Genomic DNA, 12,870 nt, shown 5'->3' with positions numbered 1-12,870 from the left:
GCCGAGCAGCCCCCGGCGTGCGGGAGGCGCACCGGCGCCTCGCCTGCACGCCGGGCCGGCTCAGCAGCCCTCGCTGAGTGGGACGAACGCTCCCGTCGACTGGCGGCACACCGGGCGGACCCAGTGACTACCAGGCAGCGGGCGGCTACCGGGGTGAAGGGGCGGCGATCGGTGCGAATGTCCCAGAACCCGGCCGTGGAGCCCCAGGGCCCGGGGCAGCGCCGAAAACCGTGAACACTTCGACCCGAAGTGTTCACGGTTTCGGAGAGAGGCGGCCGGACCCTCGGCGACGGCATGCTGGGGGCGGAGCGCCGGGAAACCGCTGTGGTCCGAAGTGGGCGGGCGACGGGGACCGGACCGATGGTCCAGGGCCGGGCACGTGTCCCGGTCGCCGGGGATCGTCCCTCCCGGCCTCTCACCCCGCCGTCCCGCGAGGTGAGCGCGACGTTCCCTGCCGGTCACCCGTAGCCCCACCGGCCTGAAACGCGCTCTCCCTACCTTCGGTGCGACCGAGCCCCGGAGCGCGTGGAGGCGTCATGACAGTCCCTGGCGGCCGCTGGATCCAGCACTGGGATCCCGAGGACGAGACCTTCTGGAAGGAGACGGGGGAGCGGGTCGCGCGGCGCAACCTGTTCTTCTCCGTCCTCTCCGAGCACATCGGGTTCTCGGTGTGGACGCTGTGGTCCGTGCTGGTGCTCTTCATGGGGCCCGAGTACGGGCTGACGCCGGCCGACAAGTTCCTGCTGACGTCCGTGGTGACGCTGGTCGGGGCCGTGGTGCGGGTGCCCTACACCTTCGCCGTCGCGGTCTTCGGCGGGCGGAACTGGACGGTCGTCTCCGCCGGGCTGCTGCTCGTCCCGACCGTCGCGGCCTTCCTGGTCATGGAGCCGGGGACGTCTTTCTCGACGTTCCTCCTGGTCGGGCTGCTGGCCGGTATCGGCGGCGGCAACTTCGCCTCCTCCATGACCAACATCAACGCCTTCTTCCCGCTGCGGAAGAAGGGCTGGGCGCTCGGACTCAACGCCGGGGGCGGGAACATCGGCGTGCCGGTCATCCAGCTCGTCGCGCTGGCGATCATCGGCGCGGGCGGCGGGCCCCGGGTGCTGCTCGGCGTCTACATCCCGCTGATCCTGGTGGCCGCCGTCCTCGCCGCCCGCTTCATGGACAACCTCACGTCCGTGAAGAACGACACCGGCGCTGCCAAGGACGCGGCCCGGGACGCCCACACCTGGATCATGGCCGTGCTGTACATCGGCACGTTCGGCTCGTTCATCGGCTACAGCTTCGCCTTCGGACAGGTGCTGACGACCCAGTTCGGCCGCACCCCGCTCCAGGCCGCGTACCTGACCTTCGTCGGACCGCTGCTCGGCTCCCTGATCCGGCCGCTCGGCGGCAGGCTCGCCGACCGGTACGGCGGCGCGCGGATCACGCTGGGGAACTTCGTCGCCATGGCCGCCGCCACCGCCGTCCTCGTCGCGGCCGGCATGGCGAAGTCGCTCCCGCTGTTCGTGACCGCGTTCGTCGTGCTGTTCGTGCTCAGCGGGCTCGGCAACGGATCGACGTTCAAGATGATCCCCGGGATCTTCCAGCACAAGGCGCTCGCCCAGGGGCTGACGGGCGAGGAGGCCGTGGCGTACGGGCGGCGGCTGTCCGGTGCCTCGATGGGGCTGATCGGCGCCGTGGGCGCGCTCGGCGGCGTCGCCATCAACCTGGCCTTCCGGCAGTCCTTCCTCTCCGTCGGCTCCGGCACCGGCGCCTTCGTCGCCTTCCTCGCCTACTACGCCGTCTGCTTCGCCGTCACCTGGGCGGTATACCTTCGCCGCCCGGCCGTACGGATGCCGGACGGCCCGGCGGAGACGGCGGAGACGGCGGAGGCGAAGGACCGGGCCGGCTACGCCCGCGTATGACGTAACACTGGTGACACGCGGTGGAACCGAGTCCGTCACGCGCCCTTGGCAGGCTCGGCCGCCGTACGGACAGGTACGACGACCGGGACGAGAGCGATGGACGACGAACAGCGGCAGCCGGACCACGGTCCCCTCGCCGGATTCACCGTGGGCGTGACCGCCGCGCGCCGTGCCGACGAGCTGGGCGCGCTGCTCCGGCGGCGCGGTGCCGCCGTCCTGCACGCCCCGGCCCTCAGGATCGTGCCGCTCGCCGACGACAGCGAGCTGCTGGCCGCGACCGAGCAGCTGATCGACCGGGCGCCGGACGTCGTCGTGGCCACCACCGCCATCGGCTTCCGGGGCTGGGTCGAGGCCGCCGACGGCTGGGGCCTCGGCGACGCCCTGCTGGAGCGGCTGCGCTCGGTGGAACTGCTCGCGCGCGGCCCCAAGGTCAAGGGCGCGGTCCGGGCCGCCGGACTGACGGAGCGCTGGTCGCCGTCCTCCGAGTCCATGGCCGAGGTGCTGGACCGGCTCCTGGAGGAGGGGGTCGACGGCCGCCGGGTCGCCGTACAGCTGCACGGCGAGCCGCTGCCGGGGTTCGTGGAGGCGCTGCGGGCGGGCGGCGCCGAGGTCGTCGGGGTGCCCGTCTACCGGTGGCTGCCGCCGGAGGACCTCGGGCCCGTGGACCGGCTGCTGGACGCCGCCGTCTCGCGGGGCGTGGACGCCGTGACGTTCACCAGCGCGCCCGCCGCCGCGTCGTTCCTGGGCCGCGCCGAGGAGCGCGGCCTGCTGCCGGAGCTGCTCGCCGCCCTCGGACACGACGTGCTGCCCGCCTGCGTCGGCCCGGTCACCGCGGTGCCGCTCCAGGGACACGGCGTCGACACGGCCCAGCCCGAACGCTTCCGGCTCGGACCCCTCGTGCAGCTGTTGTGCCAGGAGCTGCCGGCCCGGGCCCGGTCGCTGCCGGTCGCCGGGCACCGGGTGGAGATCCGCGGCCACGCCGTGCTGGTGGACGGGGAGTTGAAGGCGGTGCCGCCCGCCGGGATGTCCCTGCTGCGGGCGCTGTCCCGGCGGCCGGGCTGGGTCGTGCCCCGCGCCGAACTGCTGCGGTCGCTGCCGGGCGCCGGGCGCGACGAGCACGCCGTGGAGACGGCGATGGCCCGGCTGCGCACCGCCCTCGGCACGCCGAAGCTGATCCAGACGGTGGTCAAGCGCGGCTACCGCCTGGCCCTGGACCCGGCCACCGACGCGAAGTACGCCGACGACTGACCCGACGTCGCACCCGGGCCGGCCGACGCCGCGACGAGGCGGCGGGCAGGGCGCCGATCGGAGCGGACGTCCCGGCGACCCGCCGTCCGCGCGCTGCCCTGCCGGGACGTCCGCTCCGATCGCGAGGATCCGGGCGGGGACGCCACCGGCATCCCGGCGTCGGACTGCCGTCCGGCCCGCGACGCCCGCCTCTCACACGCTCGACAGGACGTCCTCGGCACCCCTGCGGGCGGCGCGGCCGTGGATCACCGCGCCGGCGGCCAGGCACGTGAGCGCCGCCGTCGACAGCAGCGCCCGTACGACGTTCCAGGCGACCCACGCGTCCTCGAACCGCTCCCGCAGCACCGCCGGGTCGCCCGGTCCCGCCAGCCCGTCGTTGAGCGGGACGTTGAAGACCACCGTCACCAGGAAGGCCGCGACACCCGCCGCCGCGCCCGCCCACACCCACCGGTGGCCCGGCGTGTGCCGCAGCCGCCAGGCCGCCGCCCCCGCGAGCACCGGCGCCCCCATGAAGACCAGCAGGAACACCGGGTTCTGGATCACGTCGTTGACGTTGCGCATCACGTCCACGTAGACCCGGTCGTCGCTGCGGGCCAGCGCCGGCATCACGGCGCAGGCGAAGACGTAGAACGTCCCGGCCATCAGTCCGGCGGCGGCCGTGGCCGCGACCAGTATCCCCGCGGTGGCCCGCGACGGCCGTCCGCCGCCCTGCCCCGCCCCGTTCCTCACCTGTGTGCTGTCCACCATGCGTCCAGTCAACGGGCGCACGGACGCGATGGACATGGCCCGGACGCGCGGGCGCATGCGTGAGCGTCCGGGCGCCGGCGGTACGAGGGGTTCCGGGCGCGTGGGCGGGCAGGCACTGTAGAGGGAGCGGGTCTCCCGCTCCCCTCCCCGGCCCGCTCCACCGGCCAACCCCTAGGCGGTGACAGGAACATGGCACTGGGTACGGCGGCAGACCCCCACGAGCTGCGGTTCGACACCGGGCGGATCTGCCTGGACCTCCTCGCCACCACCCACCCCGTCGAACGGCTCGACTCCGTCGCGGTGCTGCGCGCCTGGATCGCCGGCTCCGGGATCGTCCCGCCGGGCACGCCCCTGGGCCACGCGGACGGGACCTGGCTGGCCGGTTTCCGCGAACTGCGCTGCCAGACCGCCCGCCTGGTGCGCGCCCGCGCCGTGCGCGGCCCCGGCCCGGCTCCCGGCAGCACCTACGACCTCGCGCTCGCCCGCGTCAACGACCTCGCCCGCGCCGCACCCCCGGCGCCCCGGGCGGTGCGCGGCGAGGACGGCACGCTGGTGCGGGAGCTGACGGCGCCTCCGGAGTGCGCCGCGCTGCTCGGCGCGCTCGCCCGGGACGCCGTGGACCTGCTCACCGACCCCGTCGCGCGGGCGAGCCTGCGGCAGTGCGCGGGCGACAACTGCCCGATCGTGTACGTGGACGCCTCCCGGGGCCGCCGCAGGCGCTGGTGCTCCAGCGAGATCTGCGGCAACCGGGAACGCGTCGCCCGGCACCGCCGCCGCGCGGCCCTCGCCCGCTGAGCCGGGCGGGGTGTCGCCCCCTGCCCGACCCCGCCCCCTTCGTCACCCCGCCCCGGCGAAAACCGCCGCCCCACCGTGAACACCCCGCTCCCCCCGTCCGTATCGGATGGGCGAGCGACCGACTGGGGGGACCCCCGGACATCGGAGGTGGGCGTGCGCAAGGATCCCGTCGTGGCCGGAGAGCGTGGTGCGAGGGCCCGGCATCGCATGTCCCCGTCGGCCTCGGAGCCCGACGAGGAGCTGATGCGCGCCCTGTACCGGGAGCACGCGGGCCCCTTGCTGGCGTACGTGCTGCGGCTGGTCGCGGGGGACCGGCAGCGCGCCGAGGACGTCGTCCAGGAGACGCTCATCCGTGCCTGGAAGAACGCCGGTCAGCTCAACCGTGCGACCGGATCGGTACGCCCCTGGCTGGTGACGGTCGCACGGCGCATCGTCATCGACGGCCACCGCAGCCGGCAGGCCCGGCCGCGGGAGGTCGATCCGTCGCCGCTGGAGGTCATCCCCGCGGAGGACGAGATCGACAAGGCGCTGTGGCTGATGACGCTGTCGGACGCGCTCGACGACCTGTCCCCGGCCCACCGGGAGGTCCTCGTCGAGACGTACTTCAAAGGGCGTACCGTCAATGAGGCGGCGCAGACACTGGGCATACCCAGCGGCACCGTTCGCTCCCGGGTGTTCTACGCCCTGCGTTCGATGAAGCTGGCACTGGAGGAGCGGGGGGTGTCGGCGTGATGAGCGGGTACGGGGGTTTCCGGGGATTCGGCGCGGGCGATGCGGGTAGCTCTGCCCCCATGCGGGGATCATCGGTGCCGAACGAACACGAGACCGTCGGCGCCTACGCCCTCGGGATCCTCGACGACGCCGAGGCGACCGCTTTCGAGGCGCACCTCGCCGGCTGCCAGTGGTGCGCCCAGCAGCTCGACGAACTGGCCGGCATGGAGCCCGTGTTGGCCGCCCTCGCGGACCTTCCGGGTACGGGCACCCCCGCGGTCGCCGAGTCGCCGGCCGCCGGGCCCGGTCCGCGGCTGGTGGAGAGACTCGTCGACGAGGTCGCCCAGCGCCGCGCGCGCAAGCGCCGCCGCAACCTCTACCTGGTGGGCACCGCCGCCGCGCTGATCGTCGGCGGCCCGTTCGCCGCGGTGGCGACGACCGGCGGCGGTGACGACGGCGGCCACCGGACCGAGGCGCGGCAGACCGGCGGCCCCGCCGCGTCCGCCTTCGCCGCCATGCCCGACCGGGTCAGCGCGACCGACCCGGCCACCAGGGTCAGCGCGACCGTGGCCCTGGAGAGGAAGGCCTGGGGCACCGAAGCGGTCCTGGAGCTCAAGAACGTCAAGGGCCCCGAGAAGTGCTCCCTGATCGCCGTCGGCAAGAACGGCGAGCGCGAGACGCTCAGCTCCTGGTCGGTCCCGGACCGGGGCCACGGCATCCCGGGCGCCGCCTCCGACAAGGCCGGGGAGCCGCTGTACGTGCACGGCGGCGCCGCCCTCGAACCCAACCAGATCGACCACTTCGAGGTCATGACCTTCGACGGCGAGCGGCTCGTGGAGGTCGACGTCTAGGGCCTCTCGTTCGGACCGGGCCGCGGGAAAGCAGCGGGACCTGTCGACGCCGGTGAGCGGGGCCCGGTGCGTCCGGCCGCAGGGCGGAGAAGGGAGCCGGCGAGTGACGGCGACGCCGCGGACGGGCGTGCCGGACCCCGCGTCCGCGGCATGATCCGAACGAGAGGCCCTGGCTCCACGGGACCGCCCGTGGCCTCCCGGCCCCCCTTCGCGTACGGTTGACGGCTGCCCAGCACGTCAGAAGGGGGCCCGGTGGCCGCACAGGCACAACAGGATTCGGCGGTCGACACGGTGCACGATTCCGTACGCGACCGAGAGATCAGCGTGGAGCAGGCACACCTGGACCGGGTGTACCGCCGCCTCGAGGAGAAGATCCACGAGGCGGAGTTCCTCATGCAGGACGCGGCCCTGCGCGGCCACGTCGGCACCCCCGGCGCGCTCGCCGAGCGCGACGCGCAGGTCTTCCGGGCGGGGATCCACCTGAACCGCCTCAACAACGAGTTCGAGGACTTCCTCTTCGGCCGGATCGACCTGCTCCTCGGCAAGGACGGCAAGAAGGGCGCGGACGGCGCGTACACGGCCGTCGAGCCCGCCGAGGGCGCCGTACGGCCCGACGACACCGCCGACATCGCCGAGACCCTGCACATCGGCCGCATCGGCGTCCTGGACGAGGACTACGCGCCGCTGGTCATCGACTGGCGGGCGCCCGCCGCCGCGCCGTTCTACCGCTCCACGCCCGTCGACCCGGGCCGGGTCGTGCGCCGCCGGGTCATCCGCTCCAAGGGGCGGCGCGTCCTCGGCGTCGAGGACGACCTGATGCGGCCCGAGATCACGGCGTACCTGGACGGCGAGGAGCTGCCCGTCATCGGCGACGGCGCCCTGATGGCCGCCCTCGGCCAGGCCCGCACCCACAGCATGCGGGACATCGTCGCCTCCATCCAGGCCGAGCAGGACCTGGTCATCCGCGCCCCCGCCGCCTCCGTGACGTACGTCGAGGGCGGCCCCGGCACCGGCAAGACCGCCGTCGCCCTGCACCGGGCGGCGTACCTGCTCTACCAGGACCGGCGCCGCTACTCGGGCGGCATCCTGATCGTCTCGCCGACCCCGCTGCTCGTGGCGTACACCGAGGGCGTGCTGCCCTCCCTCGGGGAGGAGGGGCAGGTCGCCATCCGCGCCATCGGATCCCTCGTCGACGGTGCCGAGGCCACGCTGTACGACTCCCCGGCCGTCGCCCGCGCCAAGGGCTCCTCGCGGATGCTCAAGGTGCTGCGCAAGGCCGCGCGCGGGGCCCTGGAGCCGGAGGGTTCGCCGACCCTGCTGCGGGTCGTCGCCTTCGGCCGGCGCCTGGAGCTGGAGGCGGAGGAGCTGGCCGCCGTCCGCCAGACCGTGCTCGGCGGCACGGCGCCCGTCAACCTGCTGCGGCCCCGCGCCCGCCGGCTGCTGCTGGACGCCCTGTGGGGCAAGTCCGGTGCGGCCGGCCGCCACAGCGACCCGGAACTGGCCGCCGAGCTGCGTTCCTCCTTCGACGAGGACGTCACCTCCGAGGACTCCTTCATCGCCTTCCTGGACGCCTGGTGGCCGGAGCTGACGCCCGACGCCGTGCTGGCGGCCATGGCGGACGAGAAGCGGCTGGGCCGCTGGGCGCGGCGGATCCTCAACCCCGGCGAGGTCCGCAAGGTGGCCCGGTCGCTGCGCCGCGAGGGCCACTCCGTGCACGACATCGCCCTGCTCGACGAGCTCCAGGCCGTCCTCGGCACCCCGGCCCGCCCCCGCAAGCGGCGCGAGCTGGACCCGCTGGACCAGCTCACCGGCCTCGAGGAGCTGATGCCGCGGCGCGAGGAGACCCAGCGGGAGCGCGCCGAGCGCCTCGCGCAGGAGCGCACCGAGTACGCGCACGTCATCGTCGACGAGGCGCAGGACCTCACGCCCATGCAGTGGCGGATGGTCGGCCGCCGCGGCCGGCACGCCACGTGGACCGTCGTCGGCGACCCGGCCCAGTCCTCCTGGTCCGACCCCGACGAGGCGGCGGCGGCCCGCGACGAGGCCCTGGGCACCCGTCCCCGGCGCCGTTTCGAGCTCACCGTGAACTACCGCAACCCGGCCGAGATCGCCGAGCTGGCCGCCAGGGTGCTCGCCCTGGCCATGCCGGGCTCCACGGCGCCGACGGCGGTCCGCTCGACCGGTGTGGAGCCGCGCTTCGCGGTGGCCCCGGACTCCCCGGCCGAGACGGTGCGGGCGGAGGCGGCCCGGCTGCTGGACCTCGTGGACGGCACCGTCGGCGTCGTCGTCGCCATGAACCGGCGCGAGGAGGCCCGGCGCTGGCTCGCCGGGCTCGGTGACCGGGTGGTGGCGCTGGGCAGCCTGGAGGCCAAGGGCCTGGAGTACGACGCGACCGTCGTCGTCTCGCCGGCCGAGATCGCGGACGAGTCGCCCGCCGGGCTGCGGGTGCTCTACGTCGCCCTGACCCGGGCCACCCAGCAGCTGACGATCGTCTCGTGCGACCGGGACGAGCCGGACGCGGCCGGGGTGCCGGACCTGCTCCGGGACTGAGGGTACGGAGATGTGCGAGAGGCCCGAGCCGTCGTCCGGCGCGGGCCTCCGCGATGATCAAGTGGCACCGACCCGCCATGCTCGCCTCGCGGCAAGTGGTCGCTCGTAGCGACGAAGGTTGGGCCCGGGGGCTTGGATCGAGCCGGTGCCACGTCCAAGGTAACAAACGATTCCGGCAAGACAATTCCCGTCCCGCGACTTCTTTCCGGGGCCGGACCGCCGCTCCCGGGAACCTCTTCCGCCGACGCTCAACTTCTCGTATGGTGGAAGTCGTTTTCCGAAAGCAGTCTCCTCCGGTCGGGCGGCGCGCGAACACAACGTTCGCAATCCGGGGCGGCTACCACGTACCCGGTGGTAGGTGCGACGATCGGACGGCACAACACGCGACACGGTGAAAGCAGAGGAAGTCGGCCATGGCAACGGCGCCCAGCGTCTCCTACTCGATGACCATCAGGTTGGAGGTGCCCGCGAGCGGAACCGCCGTCTCGCAGCTCACCACCGCCGTGGAGTCCTCCGGCGGCTCGGTGACCGGCCTCGACGTCACGGCGTCCGGCCACGACAAGCTCCGCATCGACGTCACCATCGCGGCCGGCTCGACCTCCCACGCCGACGAGATCGTGGAGCAGCTGCGCGGCATCGAGGGCGTCGTCCTGGGCAAGGTCTCCGACCGTACGTTCCTGATGCACCTCGGCGGCAAGATCGAGATGGCGTCGAAGCACCCCATCCGCAACCGCGACGACCTCTCCATGATCTACACGCCCGGCGTGGCCCGCGTCTGCATGGCCATCGCCGAGAACCCCGAGGACGCCCGCCGCCTGACCATCAAGCGCAACTCCGTTGCGGTCGTGACCGACGGCTCGGCGGTGCTGGGCCTCGGCAACATCGGCCCGAAGGCCGCGCTGCCGGTCATGGAGGGCAAGGCGGCCCTGTTCAAGCGCTTCGCCGGCATCGACGCCTGGCCGATCTGCCTCGACACCCAGGACACCGACGCGATCGTCGAGATCGTCAAGGCCATCGCCCCGGGCTTCGCCGGCATCAACCTCGAGGACATCTCCGCGCCCCGCTGCTTCGAGATCGAGGCCCGGCTGCGCGAGGCCCTCGACATCCCCGTCTTCCACGACGACCAGCACGGCACCGCGATCGTCGTCCTCGCCGCCCTGACCAACGCGCTGCGCGTCGTCGGCAAGCCGATGGAGGAGGTGCGCGTCGTCATGTCCGGCGCCGGCGCGGCCGGTACGGCCATCCTCAAGCTGCTGCTCGCCGCGGGCGTCAAGAACGCCGTCGTCGCCGACATCCACGGCGTCGTCCACGCCGGCCGCGCCGACCTGGTCGACGCGGCGCCCGGGTCGGCGCTGCGCTGGATCGCCGACAACACCAACCCGGAGGGCCTGACCGGCACGCTGAAGGAAGCGGTGCACGGCGCCGACGTCTTCATCGGCGTCTCCGCCCCCAACGTCCTGGACGGCGACGACGTGGCCGCCATGGCCGACGACGCGATCGTGTTCGCGCTCGCGAACCCCGACCCCGAGGTGGACCCGGCGATCGCCCGTCAGACGGCGGCGGTCGTGGCCACCGGCCGCTCCGACTTCCCGAACCAGATCAACAACGTGCTGGTCTTCCCGGGCGTCTTCCGCGGTCTGCTGGACGCCCAGTCCCGCACGGTCAACACCGAGATGATGCTGGCCGCCGCGCAGGCCCTCGCGGACGTGGTGACCGAGGACGAGCTGAACCCGAACTACATCGTCCCGAGCGTCTTCAACGACAAGGTCGCCGGTGCCGTCGCGGGCGCCGTGCGCGAGGCGGCCAAGGCCGTCGGCGCGGCCTCGTAGGCTCTCCGGAGGCCCCCCGGACCGGGGTGCGGTGGCCCGTGCGGTGGCTGTGAGGATCGCCACGACGGGCCGCCGTACCGGCGCGTCGCGGGACGGAGCGCCTCGAAGCGCCCTCTAGGGTGGCGCCAGACCAGGGCCCAGGCCCTCCCCGATGACTCCCCAGGGTGTTCTCACGACTCCTGAGGGGTGCCGGATTGGCATTACCGCCGCAGGTGCAGGCAGGATGCCTGTCTGGGCGCGAGGGCCCGACGACGGGCCCGGGTGAGGGAACTGTCCGAGGTCCCTGGCAGCATCGGCTTTCGCTGTGCCCGCATGCGGCTCCGCCGCGTGGCACGCCTCAACGGCAAGAAGAACACGGGAGTAACAACATGAACCGCAGTGAGCTGGTGGCCGCGCTGGCCGACCGCGCCGAGGTGACCCGCAAGGACGCCGACGCCGTGCTGGCCGCGTTCGCCGAGGTCGTCGGCGACATCGTCTCCAAGGGCGACGAGAAGGTCACCATCCCCGGCTTCCTGACCTTCGAGCGCACGCACCGTGCCGCTCGCACCGCCCGCAACCCGCAGACCGGCGAGCCGATCCAGATCCCGGCCGGTTACAGCGTGAAGGTCTCCGCGGGCTCCAAGCTCAAGGAAGCCGCGAAGGGCAAGTAAGCGCGCCTGAGCGCCGTCAGGGCCTGGCGCCGTGAGCGCCTGCGGGGCTGTACGCGGCTGGTCGCGCCCGCGCGGCGGAGCCGCACATCGATACAGCCCCGCGCCCCTTCGGGGCGCGTTCACCACAACGCCGATGGGGCGGTCACCCGAGTCCGGGTGACCGCCCCATCGGCGTGTTCGCGGTCGCTCAGCCCAGCGCCTTGCCCGGGAGTTCGACCTTCGCGCCCAGCTCCACGAGCTTCTCCATGAAGTTCTCGTAGCCCCGGTTGATCAGGTCGATGCCGTGGACGCGGGACGTGCCCTGGGCCGCGAGGGCGGCGATCAGGTAGGAGAAGCCGCCGCGCAGGTCGGGGATGACCAGGTCGGCGCCCTCCAGCTTGGTCGGGCCGGAGACGACGGCCGAGTGGAGGAAGTTGCGCTGCCCGAAGCGGCAGTGCGAGCCGCCGAGGCACTCGCGGTAGAGCTGGATGTGGGCGCCCATCTGGTTGAGCGCGGAGGTGAAGCCGAGCCGGGACTCGTAGACCGTCTCGTGGACGATGGACAGGCCCGTGGCCTGCGTCAGCGCCACCACCAGGGGCTGCTGCCAGTCGGTCTGGAAGCCGGGGTGCACGTCCGTCTCCAGCGCGATGGACTTCAGCCGGCCGCCCGGGTGCCAGAAGCGGATGCCCTCGTCGTCGATCTCGAAGGCGCCGCCCACCTTCCGGAAGGTGTTCAGGAACGTCATCATCGAGCGCTGCTGGGCGCCGCGCACGTAGATGTTCCCCTCGGTCGCCAGCGCCGCCGAGGCCCAGGAGGCGGCCTCCAGGCGGTCCGAGAGGGCGCGGTGGGTGTAACCGCCGAGCTCGTCGACACCGGTGACGCGGATGGTGCGGTCGGTGTCCATCGCGATGATCGCGCCCATCTTCTGCAGGACGCAGATCAGGTCCTCGATCTCCGGCTCCACGGCCGCGTTGGACAGCTCCGTGACGCCCTCGGCGAGCACCGCCGTCAGCAGCACCTGCTCGGTCGCGCCGACGGACGGGTACGGCAGCCGGATCTTGGTGCCCCGCAGCCGCTGCGGAGCCTCCAGGTACTGGCCGTCCGCGCGCTTCTCGATCTTCGCGCCGAACTGCCGCAGCACCTCGAAGTGGAAGTCGATGGGCCGGCCGCCGATGTCGCAGCCGCCCAGGCCGGGGATGAAGGCGTGCCCGAGGCGGTGCAGCAGCGGGCCGCAGAACAGGATCGGGATGCGCGACGAGCCCGCGTGGGCGTCGATGTCGGCGACGTTCGCGCTCTCCACGTGGGAGGGGTCGAGCACCAGCTCACCGGGCTCCTCGCCCGGACGGACCGTGACCCCGTGCAGCTGCAGCAGTCCGCGTACGACCCGCACGTCGCGGATGTCCGGCACGTTGCGCAGTCGGCTCGGCGCGCTGCCCAGCAGGGCGGCGACCATGGCCTTCGGCACGAGGTTCTTCGCACCGCGGACCCGGATCTCGCCCTCCAGCGGGGTTCCGCCGTGGACAAGCAGTACGTCATCAGCGCCGTTGACGGTCATGAATCTCGCGTTCCGTGGGGTGGGGCAGGGGCCAGGAGGGAAAGGGTA

Annotated in this window: 10 protein-coding genes; 8 read left to right on the top strand and 2 right to left on the bottom strand. The window is 73.3% G+C overall.

What is annotated here, in order from left to right; genetic code table 11:
• The first annotated feature begins 536 nt into the window (after positions 1 to 536).
• Complete coding sequence (locus ACIRFH_RS21425) at positions 537 to 1,907, top strand: nitrate/nitrite transporter (RefSeq protein WP_403522992.1); 1,371 nt, start codon at positions 537 to 539, stop codon at positions 1,905 to 1,907.
• Between the two features lie 96 nt (positions 1,908 to 2,003).
• Entirely contained in the window at positions 2,004 to 3,155 is a 1,152-nt protein-coding gene (locus ACIRFH_RS21420) for a uroporphyrinogen-III synthase (protein ID WP_403522989.1), read from the top strand.
• A gap of 192 nt (positions 3,156 to 3,347) precedes the next feature.
• Here ACIRFH_RS21420 and ACIRFH_RS21415 read toward each other — a convergent pair whose 3' ends face one another.
• Positions 3,348 to 3,902: a DUF1772 domain-containing protein gene (locus tag ACIRFH_RS21415; protein ID WP_403522986.1), complete on the bottom strand. Its 555-nt coding sequence runs from the start codon at positions 3,900 to 3,902 to the stop codon at positions 3,348 to 3,350.
• A 189-nt stretch (positions 3,903 to 4,091) separates the two neighbouring features.
• Here ACIRFH_RS21415 and ACIRFH_RS21410 point away from each other — a divergent pair, with 189 nt between their 5' ends.
• The 6 genes from ACIRFH_RS21410 to ACIRFH_RS21385 all read left to right on the top strand — a co-directional run bounded on the left by ACIRFH_RS21410 (position 4,092) and on the right by ACIRFH_RS21385 (position 11,288).
• Positions 4,092 to 4,697, top strand: a complete 606-nt coding sequence (locus tag ACIRFH_RS21410) for a CGNR zinc finger domain-containing protein (RefSeq protein ID WP_403522983.1) — start codon at positions 4,092 to 4,094, stop codon at positions 4,695 to 4,697.
• Between the two features lie 207 nt (positions 4,698 to 4,904).
• Entirely contained in the window at positions 4,905 to 5,429 is a 525-nt protein-coding gene (locus ACIRFH_RS21405) for a sigma-70 family RNA polymerase sigma factor (RefSeq protein ID WP_403523123.1), read from the top strand.
• Entirely contained in the window at positions 5,429 to 6,259 is an 831-nt protein-coding gene (locus tag ACIRFH_RS21400) for an anti-sigma factor family protein (protein ID WP_403522981.1), read from the top strand. Before ACIRFH_RS21405 ends, ACIRFH_RS21400 begins: the two co-directional genes overlap by 1 nt.
• 252 nt (positions 6,260 to 6,511) lie before the next feature.
• Positions 6,512 to 8,809 (top strand): HelD family protein, encoded by a 2,298-nt coding sequence (locus ACIRFH_RS21395; protein WP_403522978.1) that lies wholly within the window; start codon positions 6,512 to 6,514, stop codon positions 8,807 to 8,809.
• A 413-nt stretch (positions 8,810 to 9,222) separates the two neighbouring features.
• Positions 9,223 to 10,638 (top strand): NAD-dependent malic enzyme, encoded by a 1,416-nt coding sequence (locus tag ACIRFH_RS21390; RefSeq protein WP_403522976.1) that lies wholly within the window; start codon positions 9,223 to 9,225, stop codon positions 10,636 to 10,638.
• A gap of 368 nt (positions 10,639 to 11,006) precedes the next feature.
• Positions 11,007 to 11,288, top strand: coding sequence for an HU family DNA-binding protein (locus tag ACIRFH_RS21385; protein WP_003950507.1), 282 nt, complete (start codon positions 11,007 to 11,009; stop codon positions 11,286 to 11,288).
• 187 nt (positions 11,289 to 11,475) lie between these two features.
• On the opposite strand, the gene murA is transcribed toward ACIRFH_RS21385, so the two are convergent.
• The gene (gene murA, locus ACIRFH_RS21380; RefSeq protein WP_403522972.1) at positions 11,476 to 12,822 is read right to left on the bottom strand and encodes a UDP-N-acetylglucosamine 1-carboxyvinyltransferase; all 1,347 of its coding nucleotides are present in this window, start codon (positions 12,820 to 12,822) and stop codon (positions 11,476 to 11,478) included.
• Between the last annotated feature and the right edge of the window lie 48 nt (positions 12,823 to 12,870).

The organism is Streptomyces sp. NPDC093586, assembly GCF_044764905.1.
GTDB lineage: Bacteria > Actinomycetota > Actinomycetes > Streptomycetales > Streptomycetaceae > Streptomyces.
The sequence above is the reverse complement of the archived record's forward strand: the minus strand, read 5'-3'. Positions and strand labels throughout refer to the sequence as shown.